General features: G+C 56.1%; 12 protein-coding genes and 3 tRNA genes. 8 read left to right on the top strand and 7 right to left on the bottom strand.

Going from position 1 to position 18,339, the window contains the following annotated elements:
• The first annotated feature begins 127 nt into the window (after nucleotides 1-127).
• Nucleotides 128-1,330 carry a multidrug effflux MFS transporter gene (locus tag NHF56_RS09380; RefSeq protein WP_252803676.1) on the top strand — a complete coding sequence of 401 codons (1,203 nt, stop codon included), beginning with the start codon at nucleotides 128-130 and terminating at the stop codon, nucleotides 1,328-1,330.
• A 131-nt stretch (nucleotides 1,331-1,461) separates the two neighbouring features.
• Here the strand turns inward: NHF56_RS09380 and prfB are convergent.
• From prfB to NHF56_RS09365, 3 genes are all read right to left on the bottom strand, one after another.
• Nucleotides 1,462-2,593 (bottom strand): peptide chain release factor 2 gene (gene prfB / locus NHF56_RS09375; protein ID WP_252803674.1). Its coding sequence is split into 2 segments (ribosomal slippage): nucleotides 1,462-2,523 and nucleotides 2,525-2,593, totalling 1,131 coding nucleotides; the frame shifts between segments, so codons are not numbered across the junction.
• 141 nt (nucleotides 2,594-2,734) lie between these two features.
• Entirely contained in the window at nucleotides 2,735-5,182 is a 2,448-nt protein-coding gene (locus tag NHF56_RS09370) for a penicillin-binding protein 1A (protein ID WP_252803672.1), read from the bottom strand.
• Nucleotides 5,183-5,426: 244 nt separating this feature from the next.
• A complete protein-coding gene (locus NHF56_RS09365) occupies nucleotides 5,427-6,674 on the bottom strand; it encodes an N-acetylmuramoyl-L-alanine amidase (protein WP_373456293.1) in 1,248 nt (415 codons plus the stop codon).
• 622 nt (nucleotides 6,675-7,296) lie between these two features.
• Here NHF56_RS09365 and NHF56_RS09360 point away from each other — a divergent pair.
• Entirely contained in the window at nucleotides 7,297-10,164 is a 2,868-nt protein-coding gene (locus tag NHF56_RS09360) for a ribonuclease E/G (RefSeq protein WP_252803648.1), read from the top strand.
• Between the two features lie 309 nt (nucleotides 10,165-10,473).
• Nucleotides 10,474-12,039 (top strand): hypothetical protein, encoded by a 1,566-nt coding sequence (locus tag NHF56_RS09355; protein ID WP_252803645.1) that lies wholly within the window; start codon nucleotides 10,474-10,476, stop codon nucleotides 12,037-12,039.
• A 135-nt stretch (nucleotides 12,040-12,174) separates the two neighbouring features.
• Here the strand turns inward: NHF56_RS09355 and NHF56_RS09350 are convergent.
• Nucleotides 12,175-12,250: transfer RNA gene (locus NHF56_RS09350), tRNA-Thr, on the bottom strand.
• A 146-nt stretch (nucleotides 12,251-12,396) separates the two neighbouring features.
• Between NHF56_RS09350 and NHF56_RS09345 the strand changes: the two genes are divergently transcribed.
• Both NHF56_RS09345 and NHF56_RS09340 read left to right on the top strand, forming a co-directional pair.
• Nucleotides 12,397-13,170: an NAD kinase gene (locus NHF56_RS09345; RefSeq protein ID WP_252803643.1), complete on the top strand. Its 774-nt coding sequence runs from the start codon at nucleotides 12,397-12,399 to the stop codon at nucleotides 13,168-13,170.
• 124 nt (nucleotides 13,171-13,294) lie between these two features.
• Nucleotides 13,295-13,558, top strand: a complete 264-nt coding sequence (locus NHF56_RS09340; RefSeq protein WP_252803641.1) for a hypothetical protein — start codon at nucleotides 13,295-13,297, stop codon at nucleotides 13,556-13,558.
• Here NHF56_RS09340 and NHF56_RS09335 read toward each other — a convergent pair.
• The 3 genes from NHF56_RS09335 to NHF56_RS09325 are packed head-to-tail and all read right to left on the bottom strand — an operon-like array spanning nucleotide 13,549 to nucleotide 16,476.
• Nucleotides 13,549-14,787 carry a glycosyl transferase gene (locus tag NHF56_RS09335; protein WP_252803639.1) on the bottom strand — a complete coding sequence of 413 codons (1,239 nt, stop codon included), beginning with the start codon at nucleotides 14,785-14,787 and terminating at the stop codon, nucleotides 13,549-13,551. The two genes, NHF56_RS09340 and NHF56_RS09335, sit on opposite strands and share 10 nt — an antisense overlap.
• Nucleotides 14,788-14,818: 31 nt before the next feature.
• On the bottom strand, nucleotides 14,819-15,607 hold the full coding sequence (locus NHF56_RS09330) for a mannosyl-3-phosphoglycerate phosphatase (protein WP_252803638.1): 789 nt from the start codon (nucleotides 15,605-15,607) through the stop codon (nucleotides 14,819-14,821).
• Nucleotides 15,604-16,476, bottom strand: coding sequence for an RNA methyltransferase (locus NHF56_RS09325; RefSeq protein ID WP_252803636.1), 873 nt, complete (start codon nucleotides 16,474-16,476; stop codon nucleotides 15,604-15,606). Before NHF56_RS09325 ends, NHF56_RS09330 begins: the two co-directional genes overlap by 4 nt.
• Nucleotides 16,477-16,680: 204 nt before the next feature.
• On the opposite strand from NHF56_RS09325, the gene NHF56_RS09320 reads away from it, so the two are divergent.
• From NHF56_RS09320 to tuf, 3 genes are all read left to right on the top strand, one after another.
• Nucleotides 16,681-16,765 (top strand) — tRNA-Tyr (locus NHF56_RS09320).
• A gap of 36 nt (nucleotides 16,766-16,801) precedes the next feature.
• Nucleotides 16,802-16,875: transfer RNA gene (locus NHF56_RS09315), tRNA-Gly, on the top strand.
• 308 nt (nucleotides 16,876-17,183) lie between these two features.
• On the top strand, nucleotides 17,184-18,339 hold a 1,156-nt coding region (gene tuf, locus NHF56_RS09310), incomplete at its 3' end, for an elongation factor Tu (protein ID WP_252803634.1).

The following is an 18,339-nucleotide window of genomic DNA, read 5'->3' as shown; positions in this document are numbered from 1 at the left end:
GACTGTTTTCAAGCGGAACCTCTTGACTGATTGGACAGTTGTGTCTAAAAAAATGGACAGATTATGAAATCTGCCAGCCGTCTTGGCTTGGCTAATAAAAGTTATTCAATAGATTTGGAGAGTGATCATGACGTCGCGATACGTGACCTATGTATTTTTGCTCGGCTTTTTCATGGCCACTGGCGTATCGGCGCTGGATATATATCTGCCGTCGTTGCCGGCAATTGCATCTGACTTCCATGCTGACGCCGGAGCCGTGCAGCTTACAGTGACGGCCTATTTTGTCGCGATGGCCGTCGCCCAGCTGATTTACGGCCCGCTTTCAGACATGCTTGGGCGCAAGCTTCCGCTGACTGTTGGCTTTCTGATTTATGCAATCGGTGCCATCGGCTGCTCGTTAAGCACGGATATCGAATGGTTGATTGCCATGCGCTTTCTTCAGGGGCTGGGCGCAGGTGCCGGTTCGGTGATTGCCCGTGCAATTGTCCGTGATCTCTATACCGGCGCACAGGCGGCACGAATGATGTCGACGCTGATGCTGGTCTTCAGTGTCTCGCCCATTCTGGCTCCACTGGCAGGAAGCCTCATCGTTACGTTGGGCGGGTGGCGCGACGTTTTCTGGGCCTTGTCGGCACTTGGTATCGTTGGCGTCTTTCTGGCAGCTTTTGTGCTTGAAGAAACGCGTACAAGGGAAAAGCGCGCCCATAGCAGCATTTCCAGCATGCTTGGCAATTATGGAACGCTCTTGCGCGACCCCTATTATCTCGGCATCATGGCCATTGCCTCGTTCGGAATGTCAACATGGGTTGTTTATATGACCGGCTCGTCCTTCGTTCTGATCGATCATTTCGGGCTGTCGCCGATGGGCTACAGCGTCGCCTTTTCTGTGAATGCGGCGTCATTCATCTCGGTCAGCCAGCTGAACGGCAGGCTTGCCGCGCGCTTCGGTTTGCGCCGGGTGGTGCGGACCGGCGTTCTGGCTACGGCTGTAACGATGATTGCTTTCTTTGCCGTGCGATATTCCGGCGTGGACAGCCTACCTGTCATGTTGGCCTTCCTGTTTGTCGGCTATGGTGCGCTGGGCCTTGTCGTGCCGTCATCCTTCGTTCTGGCACTCGAGACGTATGGACACATTGCCGGCACTGCATCGGCTTTGATGGGGACATGCCAGTTTGCCATTTCCGCTGCCATGGCGGCTATCGTTTCGCTCTTTTTCGACGGCACATCATTGCCGATGGTGGCAGGCATAGCCACCTGCGCAGCAATAGTGCTGGTGGCCAGCCTGATAACATTACGCGGCGCACCTGCCGCCGTCACCGTCGGAGAATGACGGGTGAGATAATGAGAAAGGCCGCGCCAATGTCCGTTGCCTTCAGTTTATTCTGGAACGAAAACCCGGCTTGAAAAGAAAACGCCCCGCGCTCGAAAAGAGTGCGGGGCGCATTGATTGAGGCAGCGATATCAATCGATATCGGCGACGTCCACATCCTTGCCGCCGGTGACCCGGTGGGCGAGGGCAGCTTCCATGAACTCGGTAATCTCACCATCAAGCACGTCGGAAGGTGCGGTGCTCTCTATGCCGGTGCGAAGATCTTTCACCAGCTGGTAAGGCTGCAGAACGTAGGACCGGATCTGGTGACCCCAGCCGATATCAGACTTGGAGGCAGCCTCGGCATTGGCCGCTTCTTCGCGCTTCTTCAGCTCCGCCTCATAAAGACGTGCACGCAGCATGTCCCACGCCTTGGCGCGGTTCTTGTGCTGCGAACGCTCCTGCTGGCAGGCAACCACGATGCCGCTTGGCATATGCGTGATACGTACCGCCGAATCGGTCGTGTTGACGTGCTGTCCACCGGCCCCGGATGAGCGATAGGTGTCGATGCGGCAATCGCTCTCGTTGATCTCGATATCGATCGAATCGTCGATCACAGGATAAACCCAGACCGACGAGAAGGAAGTGTGACGCCGCGCATTGCTGTCATAAGGCGAGATGCGCACCAGACGATGGACGCCCGATTCCGTCTTCAGCCAACCATAAGCATTCTCGCCTTTGACAAGCAGGGTGGCCGATTTGATGCCGGCTTCTTCGCCATCATGGATTTCGAGAAGCTCCACCTTGTAGCCCGATTTTTCCGCCCAGCGGGTGTACATGCGCAAGAGCATGTTGGCCCAATCCTGGCTCTCGGTTCCGCCCGCACCCGAATGGATTTCCAGATAGGTGTCGTTGCCATCGGCCTCGCCGGAAAGCATGGCCTCGATCTGCAGGCGGGAAAATTCACCCTGCAACGCACGAATGCCGTCTTCGGCATCCTTCACGATGCTGGCATCGTCTTCAGCTTCGCCAAGTTCGATCAATTCGATATTGTCAGCCAGCTCGCTTTCGAGCTTCTTCAGGCCGTTGATGCTCTTGTCCAGGTTCTGGCGCTCGCGCATCAATTTTTGCGCTTCGGTCGGGTCGTTCCACAGAGTGGGATCTTCGGCCTTGTTATTGAGCCAGTCCAGTCGTTTTACCGCCTGATCCCAGTCAAAGATGCCTCCTCAGCAGGCTTATGGCCTGCTTGATTTCGTCGACAATGTTCTGAATTTCTACGCGCATTTTTCCGTTCTTCTGGATTGTTTGAAAGCGTGGGCGTTGACATAAATTCCGCCAAGGCGAATGTAAACCCACTAAAAGACAGAGGGGCCGCAAAGCCCCTCCCATTGATGCAATTGGTGTAGGGTCCTGTCCGCTAACCGGCTAGAACAGCCCATTGCCACCGTTGTTGACCGCATCGCTGGCCTGGGGCGAGGTTCTCAGAATTTCCTCAGGCGCCATATACTCGTCCATGCCGATCACCGAGAACACATCAGCTGGACCGGTGCCAGGCTTGAAGGCTTCAACGATTGTGTCGCTGTCGCCTTCAGCTGCTTCCATGCCGGTTTTGCGGTTGATGCGAATGAGCTTCATGCCCTTGGGAGCGATGAACTTGGACGGCGGGACGCCTTCTTCAGCCTTTTGCATGAACTCGTTGAAGACCGGAGCGGCCAGATGGCCACCGGTCGCGCCACGCCCCATCTTGCGGGGCGTGTCGAAGCCGATATAGACGCCGGTCACCAGATCGGGCGTAAAGCCGACGAACCATGCGTCCTTTTCATCGTTGGTCGTACCGGTCTTGCCGGCAACGTCACGGTCAAGCTTGACGCGGCCCGCAGCCGTGCCGCGCTGAACAACACCCTGCATGATCGAGGTGATCTGGTAAGCCGTCATCGGATCCAGAACCTGCTCACGGCTGTCGATCAGTTCCGGCTCTTCCTGGCCGTTCCACTCGGCCACATTGCAGCCGTCGCAAACCCGGTCTTCATGTTTGAAGATCGTCTTGCCATAGCGGTCCTGAATGCGGTCGATGAGGGTTGGCTTGATCTGTTTGCCGCCGTTGGCGATCACCGAGTAGCCTGCGACCATGCGCATCACCGTCGTTTCACCCGAGCCGAGTGACATGGCAAGAAGCGGCGGCATGTGATCGTAAATGCCGAACCGTTCGGCATATTCGGCAACGGTATTCATGCCGAGGTCATTGGCAAGGCGAACCGTCATCAGGTTACGCGATTTTTCAATGCCGAGACGCAAGGTCGACGGGCCGGCAGATTCGCCACCATAGTTTTTCGGACGCCACACCTCGCCACCGGACACAATCTCGATGGGCGCATCAAGCACCACGGACGCAGGCGTGTAGCCATTGTCCAATGCTGCGGCGTAGACGAAAGGTTTGAAGGACGAACCCGGCTGACGCATGGCCTGCGTTGCGCGGTTGAATTCCGACTGCGCGTAGGAAAAACCGCCAACCATGGCAAGCACGCGACCAGTCTTCGGGTCCATCGCCACGAGGCCACCTTGGACTTCCGGCGGCTGGCGCAGGCGATACTGTCCGTCCTTGTCAGCGATCTTCTCGACATAAACGACATCGCCCGCCTTGAAGACATCATTTGGCGACTTGGCCTTCTTTCCGTCTTTGAGCCTATAGGCCCACTTCATATCGTCTGCGTCGATACGTCCGCGGTCGCGTGCAGCCTCAACCTTGCCTGCTGCATCCTTTGGCGGGCGGATACCGATGTCAGCACCTTCATTGTCCGTTGCCAGAACGACCGCCAGCGACCACTCGGGAACGTCACGCATCGGCGTGACTTCGGAAAGGGCAGGGCCCCAGTCGCCGGCAATATTGATTTGATCGATCGGACCGTGGAATCCGCGTTTCTCGTCATAATCGATCAAGCCGTCCTGCAATGCCTTGCGGGCATAGATCTGCAGCTTGGGATCAAGCGATGTACGAACCGAAAGCCCGCCTTCATAAAGTGCTTTCTCACCATATTCGGCGATGATCTGGCGGCGGACCTCTTCGGCAAAATAGTCGGAGGCAAAGAGATGCGAACCACCATAGCGGATGTGTACGCCAAGCGGTTTGGCCTTGGCCTTCTCGCCTTCTTCCTTGGTCGCATAGCCGTTTTCCACCATGCGGTCGATCACCCAGTTGCGGCGCTCGATGGCCGCATCGGGATGGCGGAACGGATGGTAGTTGGCCGGGCCCTTGAGCAGAGCCGCGAGATAGGCGGCTTCGTCGAGCGAAAGCTCGGTCACCGACTTATCGAAATAGGTCAGCGCCGCGCCCGCAATACCGTAGGAATTAAAGCCGAAGAACATCTCATTGAGATAAAGTTCCAGAATGCGGTCCTTGGAATAGGCCTGCTCGATGCGCAGGGAAAGAATCGCTTCCTTGGCTTTACGCGTGTAGGTCTGGTCACGCGTGAGAAGAAAGTTTTTGGCGACCTGCTGGGTAATGGTCGATGCACCGACTGGACGGCGACCGGTCCCGAGATTCTGCAGGTTGATCACAACGGCACGGGCAAGACCTTGAATATCAAGACCGGGATGGTTGTAGAAATTCTTGTCTTCTGCTGAAAGGAACGCTGCCTTCACGCGATCCGGAATAGCCTGAATGGGCAGGAAGAGGCGACGCTCGCGCGCATATTCGGCGATCAGCTGTCCATCGGAGGCATGGACGCGCGTTGTCACCGGTGGTTCGTATTTCGCCAGGACCTCATAATCCGGCAGATCCTTCATCACGGAATTGAGATAGATTGCCGCCACGGCGGCAGCACCGAGAAAGAGAACGGTACCAATTCCGAAGAAATATCCAATAAGTCTGATCATTCGCCCAATCCGGCCCTTCCACGCAGGGAAATCATTTCACCGCACCCATACACCGCCGATGCGCGGTCATCAAAGCATTATGCCACAGTGTTGAAGTGTTCATATGCGTGATTGTGCAGAAAATGCGGCCAACGGGCCAAAAGCTTGACCAGCAGACCGCAATTCACCGTGCAAGTGGCTCACCTGACACAGAACGCTTCATGTTTACAACAAGCCGGGCAGGCGAATCGGTTGGTCCTCTTCCTCACTGCCCGATAAGCGCCTTGTAGTGGTCCGTTGCGTCCACAATGAGGCCGGACACCTGCTTGCGGTAGGACTCTTCCGTCAGAAGCTTCTCGTCCTCCTTGTTGGAAAGGAAGCCGAGTTCAATCAGCAGGGACGGCACATCCGGCGCACGTAAGACGTGGAACCCGGCATGACGGTGCGGGTTGTTGATCAGCCGAATCTGGCCTTCAAAGGTTGCCACGATCATCTTTGCGAGCCGCTCGGAAAACGCCTGCGTTTCGCGCCGGGTCAGATCGATCAGAATATCGCTCGCTTCTGCAGCCGTATCATCGGGCACCACACCGGCGATCTCATCGGACACGTTTTCGCGTTGCGCCAATTCGGCTGCAAGCCTGTCTGAGGCTTTTTCCGAGATCGTATAGACCGTCGCGCCCCGAATGAAGGATTGGCGCAGCGTGTCGGCATGCAGCGATATCATCAGGTTTGCGCCATTCTGCCGGGCGATGCGGACACGCTCGGAGAGCGACAGGAAAACATCGTCCGAGCGCGTGAGAAATGCCTTGAAGCCGGGGCGGGCATTGAATTCATCTGCGAGCTCCTGGGCAAAAGCCAATGTGATATCCTTCTCGATCGTCTTGCCGTCGCGCGAAATTGCGCCGGTATCGATGCCGCCATGGCCTGCATCAACAGCAATGACGAAGGCATTGGTACTTTCCTGCGTCGCCGGCCCGCCAAGACGACCGCCACGACCGGCCTGCGTTGTGTGTACGCCGTCCCAGTCATCGGCATGCACGAGGGCGGATAGTTTTTCCTCGGTTGTTTTCACACCTTCGAGGACAAGACGGAAGCTGCCGCTGCTGTCTGCTTCGACCTTTGAAAACTCAAGTGAGGAGGGAGCATCTGACGTGAGCACGATCCTGGTGTGGCCAGCACTCATCGCGCCGTAGCGCACGAGCGTATAAAGACCGGCGGCAGCGGCATTTTCTGCAGGGAATTCAAACGAGACATCGGATGGAATATCCACGATCGTCCGGTTGGGGTCCTGCAGGTAGCGCACCGAAAACTCAGGCTTTTGGTTGAAATCAATGACGACGCGGGTGCGGTTCGCGTCTCCGGCAATCAGGAAACCCGTTGCTTTTAGCGGATCTGCAGACTGCGCCTGCGAATGAAACGCCACAAGCCACCCAACACAAAAGACGCACGCAACAATGGCCTGCAGGCTGAATGGGTTAAGACGCTTTGCGCCCACAGAAAGGAAATGCTTCACACCTGATATCGACAATGTACGGCCCGATCCTAGTCTGTGCAGGAACTGGTCTGTCCCGCCTGTTTTGCGAAAAGGCAAATACCTTTTCAAAATGAACTGGGGCTTGCGGCAAATTACATCAATATTATGACGGTCGCAGCAACGGCGCTTGCTATTGGACAAATTTGCACATAAAAGCACACCTGAGGACAGGAGTAATGACGGGATGGATTCGTTATCCGGCGGCCAGGCTTTCAAAGGCTCAGGCGCCAGGCGCGTATCATCCGCCGTCTTGAAAAACTTCTGCCCGGTTTTGGAATCGATAAAGAATTTCCGGCGGTGGCCGGATCTGTAACCTGGCGTAAAGCCAGAGCTCTCGATGAAGAGAGAGCAAACTCATCGGGCCTTTTTCGGGCCTATTAAAATTGGCGGTCTTGAACGGATTTTTTACGTTGTTGAGTGTGTTGCCAGATTTGAAGAATACGGGAGAGCAGGGTACTGCCGCCGTTTCCTGGCATGTGAACAACGAAGCGGCTTGTTTGAGACCTTTTGATACCGGCGCCTCCGCTGGCCTGCTCGACAAAATTTCTACCCCGAACTTTTGCTATGCCGCCATGCGCTCGCGCCGAGGAGTGCAGCTTAAATGGCAGACAAGATGCTTATCGACGCGTCTCATGAAGAAGAGACCCGCGTTGTCGTTGTCCGTGGAAATCGGATAGAGGAATTTGACTTTGAATCGCAGCACAAGAAGCAGCTGCGAGGCAATATTTATCTGGCAAAGGTAACGCGCGTCGAGCCTTCGCTTCAGGCAGCCTTTGTGGATTATGGTGGAAATCGCCACGGCTTCCTGGCTTTTTCTGAAATTCACCCGGACTATTACCAAATTCCGCTGGCTGATCGTAAGGCGCTTCTCGAAGAAGAAGCCCGCAGCGTCGCGTCGGATGATGCCGATGATGATGAAACGCCGGTCAATCCCGCAAACGCGGAACTGGCCGAGATGGATCAGCCCGATGTGGGCGTTGCCGCTCAGGCAGAAGAAGAACCGGCAGCCGAGGAAAAACCAAAAGCAAAGCGCCGCACCCGCCGCAAGCCGAAGGCAAAGGAAACCGAAACGGCAGAAGCCGCCGGCCAAGGCGCTGAAGCCGATGCTGGCGAAGCCGCTGAAAATGCCGAGAGCAGCAGCGACAATGCCGAAGGCGGCGATGACAATTCCGATGGCGGCATCATGGCAGCCGAAGTCGATGCCGACACGATCTCCGAAGACCTTGAGCCAACCAGGTCGAAGAAGCGCCGCCGCAAGGATGACGATGACGACGACGATGATGATGTCGTTGAATCCGTCGGTGCAGAAGATGCGATGGAGGAGGTTTCCGACCACGCACCGCGCAAGCAGCGCAAGCAGTATCGCATTCAGGAAGTCATCAAGCGCCGCCAGATCCTTCTGGTGCAGGTGGCCAAGGAAGAGCGCGGCAACAAGGGTGCAGCACTCACCACTTATCTGTCATTGGCGGGCCGCTATTCCGTCCTGATGCCGAATACGGCGCGTGGCGGCGGCATTTCCCGCAAGATCACCAATCCCACAGACCGCAAGCGCCTGAAGGAAATCGCCAGGGGCCTCGAAGTGCCGCAGGGCATGGGTGTGATCCTGCGCACCGCCGGTGCCAACCGCACCAAGGTCGAAATCAAGCGCGATTTCGAATATCTGATGCGCCTGTGGGAAAACGTGCGCACGCTCACACTCAATTCCACCGCGCCCTGCCTGGTTTACGAGGAAGGCTCGCTGATCAAGCGTTCGATCCGCGACCTTTACAACAAGGATATTTCCGAGATCGTGGTCGCCGGTGAGGAAGGCTATCGCGAAGCCAAGGACTTCATGAAGATGCTGATGCCGAGCCACGCCAAGGTGGTTCAGCCGTATCGTGATGTGCATCCGATCTTCTCGCGTTCCGGTATCGAAGCCCAGCTCGACCGTATGTTGCAGCCGCAGGTGACTTTGAAATCCGGCGGTTATCTGATCATCAACCAGACCGAAGCGCTGGTGGCGATTGATGTGAACTCGGGCCGTTCGACCCGCGAACATTCGATTGAAGAGACCGCGCTTGCCACGAATATGGAAGCGGCTGAAGAAGTGGCGCGCCAGCTGCGTTTGCGAGACCTTGCCGGTCTCGTGGTCATCGACTTCATCGATATGGAAGAAAAGCGCAATAACCGTGCGGTTGAGAAGCGTTTGAAGGATTGTCTGAAAGACGACCGCGCCCGCATTCAGGTGGGCCGCATTTCGCATTTCGGCCTACTGGAAATGTCACGCCAGCGCATCCGTGCCTCCGTTCTGGAATCGACCATGCAGGTCTGCTCGCATTGCGGCGGCACCGGCCATGTTCGTTCACAGTCTTCGGTTGCGCTGCATGTTCTGCGCGGCGTGGAAGAGTTTCTTCTCAAGAGCAATGCCCACAATATTGTCGTGCGTGTTTCCACCGAAACTGCACTCTACCTGCTGAATCACAAGCGCGAGACGATTGTCGACTACGAAGCCCGCTTCGGCGTTTCCATCGTCGTGGAAGCGGATGTAGAGCTTGGCACGCAGCTCTTTGCCATCGACCGCGGTGATGCGGTCGAAAACCCGATCAAGATCGAGCCGCTGACCTTCGAAGTGGAGATCGAGGACGATATTCCGGTCGAGGAAGACGAAGAGGAAGACGACGAAGCCAAGACCGTCGAAAACAATGGTCGTGACAATGATGACCGGGGCGATGGCCGCAAGCGCCGCCGCCGCCGCCGCCGCCGTGGCCGCAAGAACGGCGAGCGCGACGACCATCAGGCAGACGCCTCCGAAAACGAGAGTGACCAGACCTCTGACGAAGGCAGCGATGCAGACGACGAGGACGAAAACGGCGAAACTTCCGCAACAGCGGACGGTGAGGGCGACGATAACAATCGCCGCAAGCGCCGCCGCCGCGGAAAGCGCGGTGGCCGCCGCAATCGCGGCACTGCCGAAGACGGTTCTGATGGTGATCAGGATAACGAGGGAGACGCTGACGCCGACGCTGACGCCCGCGCGGATGGCAATGATGACGTAACGGCACAGGAAGCTGTCGAAGGCAGCGAGGCCGAAGGCGTCACGGAGGCGACCGCCGCAGATGTGGTTCTGTCCGACGCGCCGGAAACGCCTGAAGAGGCCCCAGCTGAAAAGCCAAAGCGCAAGCGCCGCCCCTCGAAGGCCAAGGAAGCTGCTGCAGCCGCTGAAGCCGAAGCTGTATCCGATGCTGCCGTAGAAGAGGCTGTCGGCCAATCCGAAGCCCCTGAAGAGACTGTGGTGGAAGAAACCGCCTCTTCCCCCGATGCAGAAGAAGAGGGCGAGCAGAAGGCAAGCCGCCGCACCGCCCGCACCTCATCCGCCGACGGGCCAATCGCCAGCGAACCCGTTCTCACGTCCAACAAGGCAAGTGAGAACGATGAAGGCGAAGGCAAACCCAAAAAAGGCGGCTGGTGGCAGCGCCGCGGCTTCTTCTGATCTGATTTGAAGACAGCTGATTTTCAAACCCCGTACGGCGCAGGCTGCACGGGGTTTTTGCTATTTCGACCATACGCGAGGAAATTGCTTCTGAAGATAATGGTGAACGAGACAGTATTGATTAAGTTGTATTTTGTGAAGGAGCATGTTAAAATAGAAAACTGATAAAAGGGGGAGGGAAATAATGGCTCGCGTCTTCTGTGTAGGCATTTTATTTGCAGTGCTTCTTGCTTCCAGCGCTCTGATCGGAACTGCTACTGAAGCTTTCTCACAGGCTTGCCCCAACGGCCATTGTCCTCAGAAATGAACGTGTCTGATATTTTTGAATTGAGCAAAGAACTCTTCACGTCTTTTGAGTTCTGGGCAGGAGCTGTCTTGTTGGCTACCTTTCAGGTGGGCAAGTTTGGCGAACTCAACGCTCTAGACGAAAACTTGTCTGGCGCCTCGTTGCCTGTTCCGAATCTTGGAACAAAGGACTTCATGGGGCGCAACGCCTACTGGCTCGTTTTGTTGATCTTCGTCATTGTGACCTTCGTGGGTTACCTCGTTCTATGTATTGCCTCTCCATCGGTGATCTCGGGCTGGTTAAAAGTGACGACCGGGGTGACTGAAGCCGAAAAAATCACCCAAGCAATTGAAAGCACTCCATATTCTCTCTTCATCGCTGCGGCCTTTATGGGGTTGGCACATCAGGCCATTCCTGGAGTTTCCAATGTCGCGAACATACTGCGCAACTGGTTTCACGAGCTGTTCGGCGTTCCCAGGATAGTGATAGCCACGATTAGCTATTTTGATGCGCAGATTGTAGCCCAGGCAAATACGCAAAACCGCCTTGTTACTTGTTTTAAGAAGCTGTCTGCAAGTGAATGGGTGCCCCAGATTGAGCCGTATGCAGACGTAGCGTTCTTTAGGCAGCAAGCGGCGCGTCTAAATCTTGACCGCGCTGAAACCCGAGAAGAAATTGTCCAATCCGGCTCAGTTCGCGAACTTTCAAAGTATATTGAGCAGCTGGTTTACATTTCGGCAATTGCCTCTGTGCGGAAGAGCGGCGGAGCAGGTCTCAAGCGGTTGGCGAAAGACCTGGGTGTTGACATGCCGAAAGTCGGCACATTTAAGGTCCCTTTGGGGGATATCATGTTTGGACTGCTGACAGCTGTCGGCGGAATTGTGTTTTTGTGGCTTGTGATACCTATACTCGAGCCCGCCCTTCGCACTGCCCTCAACAGGGAGGCTCTTATCTTCTGGCCAAATGGAGATCTTGCGCTGCAATATTCGGGAATTTACGTTTTTTCAAATGTCGTTCCAGTGTTGATGTCGTTGGTCCTTATGCTTTCTCTGAGTCGAATCCATGCAAACAAAGGCGATGATATTGCACTCCGAGACCTACTAATCGGGAATGCCGGTATATTTACGTTGATACTGTTCGGCGTTATCTTATTTGATTACTGTCAGGCGTTGCTTGACTATGGTTTGAATCAGGCTGCTGGAAATGAAGGCCTTTGGCATTTCTTTTCTTATTGGTTCCCGTTTAATGCGCTACACGCGTTCATATCGGTGGTCATTTGTCTGGCTATCATGACACATATCGTAAAGAAACGGGCCGCCGTTCAATCTGAGATGGCCCTTACCAAAGGCCTGTTCAGACTAGTTGTGATGACGCTTCCCACCGCAGCCTTTTACGCTCTGGTACGCATGTTCTTTGTACAAAAGGATATGCAGGCTTTCGATTACCTTATCTTGGTAATTTTGCTAAACGTTTACGCAGCCCTTCTGGCGTTTGCCATTGCTCGCTCAATAGAGCGCCGCCACCAGGTCTTGAAACGCCAAGAGAAAGAACTGAAAGAAGCTACGTCGAAACTTGTACCAGCGAATTGATTCCGAGCAAGCAGCCATAGTTTTCAAGTGATTGAGAACGTGTTTTCTAGAAATGTACTATCAGCTAACACTCTACGGTGTTTCAGATTCGAAATTTCTCGTGGCGCAAGCAGGCATGAGCAATCGAGGAAAATCTGGTGCCCCCAGAGAGACTCGAACTCCCGACCTACTGATTACAAATCAGCCGCTCTACCAACTGAGCTATAAGGGCAACGCGGCAGGGAATTAGCATATTCTCGCTGCCTGTAAAGCATAAATATACATGTTCTCACGTCTTTGTGCTTGCATTTGCGTTGCTGCCTGCGCTTTGATCCGCCTCGATGCCGCCAATGGCCAATCAGGATTTCGGAATATTTTATGCCTAACCGTTTTGAATCGCTTTCTTTTCTCGCTTCTGAGGCCGACAGCGCGCAGGCTGCGCTGGACGAACTTGTGGCGATTTACGGCAATGTGCCGGTGGAGGAGGCTGACGTTATCGTGGCGCTTGGTGGTGATGGTTTCATGCTGCAGACCATGCACCGCGCGCTCAATTCGGGTAAGCGCATCTACGGCATGAATCGCGGTTCGGTGGGCTTTCTGATGAACCGCTATTTCACCGAAGGGTTGAAGGAGCGCATAGCGGCTGCTGCCTCCAACGTCATCCATCCGCTGGAAATGGTGGCGATGGATGCGGATGGCATACGCCACACCGCCTATGCGCTCAATGAGGTCTCTCTACTGCGCCAAAGCTATCAGGCGGCCAAGCTCAAAGTGACGGTTGATGGCCGAACGCGGCTGGAGGAGCTGGCCTGCGACGGGCTGCTTTTGTCAACGCCTGCGGGCTCGACCGCCTATAATCTCTCCGCCCACGGGCCGATTTTGCCGCTTGAGGCGCCTTTACTGGCACTGACACCAGTCAGTCCGTTTCGGCCGCGCCGCTGGCGTGGTGCGTTGCTGCCGCAGGATGTGTTTGTCGATATCGAAATTCTGGAGCCGGAAAAGCGCCCGGTCAACGCTGTCGCCGATCATCAGGAGGTCAAGTCGGTGCTGCGGGTCAGCATGCGTCTGAAGCGGGACCAGGAGGTCTGGATTTTGACCGACCCCGACCACACCTGGTCTGACCGTATCCTGTCTGAACAGTTCGCCTATTGAGGTGATCATTCGTCCCGTTACCTGCCGCCACGTCCTGGCGGTGCGGGTAGAATATTTACAATTTGAGATTTTGTACTATCCTCTTTGTATGAGCAGGATCACGAATGCAGTTTTGGCAGGAACCTTGACCGCGGCAGCTTCCCTGCTGTCGACAGCGGCCAGTGCCGACTGCACGTGTGTGAACAAGGGCGGCGCGCTTTATCACCTGGGCGAACGCGCCTGCATCAATGTCGGTGGAAAATCCTACCTCGCCGAATGCCAGATGAACCTGAACAACACATCCTGGGAGAAGGTCGAAGACGGCTGTCCTCTGACCCGCCTCATCGAGGGTCAGAAAATGCAGAGCGAATGGGTGAAACTACCCATCCCGCCTTTCTCTCACTCCTGAACCGGCTGTTCGCCGAATTCCGCCATATCGGCTTCCACGGCCTTTTGCATATCCATCAGGAAATCGGGCAGGGCGGCTTGTACGCGGTTCCAGCTCGGCATGAAAGGCGCAACATTGGGCGATTCAAGAAACACATTGCCGGCTTCGATGATGTTGGATGCGAAGAGTTCAACGGCTTTCTCTTCCTTGTGCCGGTCGGTTGAAAGCCCGTTCATGCGGGCATCGTGATTATAGGTTTCAACGAGATCAAGCGCGGTGCGGTAATATGTGGCTTTCAGCGTGCGCAGCGCCTCAGGGCTGAAAACGACGCCGTCGGTTGCGAGCTTTCGGATCAGCGCCTTGATGATATCGGTCGCCATACGGGAAAGCCCCTTGGACGCATCCTCTTCGGAGAGCGGCTGGTGCTTGTGGTCGTAAACATCGGCGATATCGACCTGGCAGATCGCGCTGGTCGCATAATTGCGCCAAAGCTCGGAAAGAACACCGATTTCAAGACCCCAGTCAAACGGAATACGCAGATCAGGCAGCAGGTGTGTGCGCATGGCGAACTCACCGGCCAGCGGATAACGGAACGCCTTTAAGAAGTCGATATAGGGATGATGGCCGATGGTGCGCTCCAGGCTCAACAGCAAAGGCGTGACAAGCAAGCGTGTCACCCGGCCATTCAACGAGCCATCGGCGATCCGCGGATAATAGCCCTTGGAAAAGACGTAAGGGAAATTCGGGTTGGTGACCGGGTAGATGAGGCGCGCCAGCATCTCGCGCGAATAGGTAACGATATCGCAATCATGGAGCGCCACCACGCCGGAATCGCGCCGGCCCAGAACGTGACCGATGCAATACCACACATTGCGCCCTTTGCCGGGCTCATGCGGTGCCAGCTGTGCCGCGTCGAGTTGCTCGTGAAGCGCTTTCAGGCGCGGTCCATCATTCCAGAGAACCTGATAGTTCTGTTTCAGGTTCGAAAAATAGGCCAGCGCGTAGCGATATTGTTCTTCATTCGCCTGATCGAGGCCAATCACGATGTTGGAGAGATAAGGCACGCCTGCAAGTTCCGAGACGATATTGCCGAGGGCCGGGCCCTCGAGCTCTGAAAACAGCGATGGCAGAATAAGCGTAATTGGCCGATTTGAGGAAAAGGCCTGCAGTTCACGCTCCATCTCATGCACCGACCGCTCTCGCAGATTGTGCAACGTCGTCACGACACCGTTCTGATGAAAATCCGCCATATAACCGTTCCCCTAAATAACCCCTGGCCGTTCACGCATGCGAACCCGCCAACAGGCGATCAACCAACTCATTGAGCATTTTGTTCCACCCGGCAGCGCCAGTAAGTTCTGAACGCAGTATTTTACCGTCGCGCTCGCCCTTAAGCGGCGGCAGCGGAGCATGCGCAGGATTGGCAATCACGATGCCGTAATCAGCGGCTTCCAGCATGGCAATGTCGTTTTCGCCGTCACCGAGCGCTATGATCGTGGGCGTGTCTCCCGATGGAGACATGTAAAGCGCGGCAATCTGCGCCATGGCCTCGCCCTTCGACGTCTGCGGCATGATCGTGGTGAAGCGGCCGCCCCGAACGGCATGAAATCCGCTCTCTTCCAAAAGTGTTTCAAATATTTCAAAATCGGCATCGGTTCCGTCCCATACACCCGGTTCTGAAAACCGGCGCGTGCCAGCGCGCTCTGCAGACGCAAGCGGTAACCCGGTGCGGGCCGAAATCTTTTCCGCGCCCCAGTCGCCAAAACCTTGGAAATGGCCGCGTATGGATGGCGGTATTTTGTCGAGCAGCGCCCTTATATCCTCATAACAAGGCTGCCCGGAGGTGCTGTCTTCCAGCCCCGCGACACCAGCGCCATTTTCGACAATCATGGGTGTTTCAAGCGCGAGTTCCTGTGCCAGAGGGCGCATCTCGGCCTCGGTCTTGGAACTCGCCAGGATAAGCGGAATCCCGCTTTCCTTCAGGCGCTTCAGCGCAGGCTCGGCAGCAGCATAAGAATAGGTCTCATGATCGAGCAGCGTGCCGTCCAGATCTGTAAAAACCAGAATCATGCATGGTGTTTTAGCAGAAATTGCTGCGCTGCATATAGCGCAATGGCGGCGGCATTGGAAACATTGAGCGACTTGATGGCGCCGGGCATGTCCAGCCGGGCAAGCGCCTTTACCGTTTCACGCGTCTTCTGCCGCAAGCCCTTGCCTTCCGAACCCATGACAAGCGCAATCTTGCCGCCGGAAAAGGTGCCTTCAATGGGGGCGGGACCTTCCGAATCGAGACCGATCGTGAAGAAACCGAGCTTGTGCAGCTCATCCAGCGCATCGGCCAGATTGGTGATCTGAATATAGGGGATAAGCTCAAGCGCGCCTGAGGCGGATTTCGCCAGCACACCCGATTCAGTCGGCGAATGTCTCTGGGTGGTGATGACCGCGCCGGCATTGAAGGCAACGGCTGAACGCATGATCGCGCCGACATTGTGCGGATCGGTCACCTGATCAAGCACCAGAAGGAGAGGGCTGTCCTGCAGCGCACTGAGACTGCGAACCGGCAGCGCGCGCGTTTCCAGCATGGCACCCTGGTGGATTGCTTCCGGGCCAACGATCTTCTCGATATCCTGCGGCGTCACGAATTCCAGCGGGCAGGGGGGACTGTTCTCATCAATCTCCAGCCGCGCCAGTGCATTGCGCGTTAAGGAGAGTTTCACAAGCGTGCGCTCGGGATTGTTCAGCGCCGCTTCCACCGTGTGCAGGCCATAGAGAAAGACCTGTCCGTCCCCGATCTGCGGCGGCTTCCAGCTCTTGGCGCGCTCCTTGCGCTTATCCTTGGGCGAGGGCGTGGGAATCTTGCCTGCCTCGCGCTTGGCGTTCCGATGGGCGCGGCGAAGCGAAGCATAATGGGCGTTTTTGTCGTTGCTCTTGTCGTTCATGCGCGCTTTATATCCGCCGTCTGCCGCCGCGCATAGCCCGCACTTTCGTTAACTGCCCATGGGTGAAAAGTTTTTTTCGGAAAATTCCATAAGGGCGTGTTGACACAATGAGATGGGGCAGTCATATAGCCGCTCCAGACCGGCAGGGCATGTGCTTGACACAAACCTTCGGTCGGAAATGCCCGCCATTTCCTGGGAAAAGGCGGAGGAGTGCGTGAGTGGTTAAAACGGACGGACTGTAAATCCGTTGCCTTAGGCTACGCTGGTTCGAATCCAGCCTCCTCCACCATCCCGGAAGCGGCACCAAGGGCTCATTTTTAAGCCCGCGGGTATAGCTCAATGGTAGAGCAGCAGCCTTCCAAGCTGAATACGCGGGTTCGATTCCCGCTACCCGCTCCATTTTCTCTGATCTCACGCCAATTCGCTTCGCTCATGCTCCGATGGGGCGCTGCGCGTGGTGCTAGCGCACCTGTTGGGAAGTCCCTTGGTAATGCATGGGAAATGAAATCGGCGCGTTGCGCCGCAAGCGCGACTGCGCGTCCGAGCCGATGCGAGGTCCCGTCTGGAGGTCAGGCCGAAGGCCGGTGCGACCGTGAAGACATATCAACACCAAATAAACTCTTGCGTCTGCCGCGGTAAACCCTTAAACGCCTGCACCAAACCGGTGAGCCCGGTGGTCCCAAAACTCGTTCTCTAGGGAAAGTCAAATGGCAAAAGGAAAATTTGAGCGCACTAAGCCTCACGTAAACATTGGCACGATTGGTCACGTTGACCATGGCAAGACAAGCCTGACGGCAGCGATCACGAAGTATTTCGGTGACTTCAAGGCTTACGACCAAATTGACGCAGCGCCTGAAGAAAAGGCACGCGGCATCACCATCTCGACGGCACACGTTGAATATGAGACGGAAGCCCGTCACTATGCCCACGTTGACTGCCCCGGCCACGCCGACTACGTGAAGAACATGATCACCGGTGCTGCCCAGATGGACGGCGCGATCCTGGTTTGCTCTGCCGCTGACGGCCCGATGCCGCAGACCCGCGAGCACATCCTGCTCGCTCGTCAGGTTGGCGTTCCGGCCATCGTCGTGTTCCTCAACAAGGTTGACCAGGTTGACGACGAAGAGCTTCTGGAACTCGTTGAACTGGAAGTTCGCGAACTCCTGTCTTCGTATGAATTCCCGGGCGACGATATTCCGATCGTCAAGGGTTCGGCACTTGCTGCTCTTGAAGACAGCGACAAGAAGATCGGCGAAGACGCCATCCGCGAACTGATGGCTGCTGTTGACGCTTACATCCCGACGCCTGAGCGTCCGATCGACCAGCCGTTCCTGATGCCGATCGAAGACGTGTTCTCGATCTCGGGTCGTGGTACGGTTGTGACCGGCCGTGTCGAGCGTGGTATCATCAAGGTTGGCGAAGAAATCGAGATCGTTGGCATCAAGCCGACCTCGAAGACGACCTGCACGGGCGTTGAAATGTTCCGCAAGCTGCTCGACCAGGGCCAGGCTGGCGACAACATTGGCGCACTGCTTCGCGGTGTTGACCGTGATGGTGTTGAGCGTGGCCAGATTCTCTGCAAGCCGGGTTCTGTAACGCCGCACACGAAGTTCAAGGCAGAAGCCTACATCCTGACGAAGGAAGAAGGCGGCCGTCATACGCCGTTCTTCACGAACTACCGTCCGCAGTTCTACTTCCGTACCACGGACGTGACGGGCATCGTGACGCTTCCGGAAGGCACGGAAATGGTTATGCCTGGCGACAACGTGACCGTTGACGTTCAGCTGATCGTTCCGATCGCGATGGAAGAAAAGCTTCGCTTCGCTATCCGCGAAGGCGGCCGCACCGTCGGCGCCGGCATCG

Source organism: Rhizobium sp. L1K21, assembly GCF_024055895.1.
Taxonomy (GTDB): Bacteria; Pseudomonadota; Alphaproteobacteria; order Rhizobiales; family Rhizobiaceae; genus Ensifer_A.
Note: the sequence above shows the minus strand (reverse complement) of the source record. Positions and strands in the feature narration are given on the sequence as shown.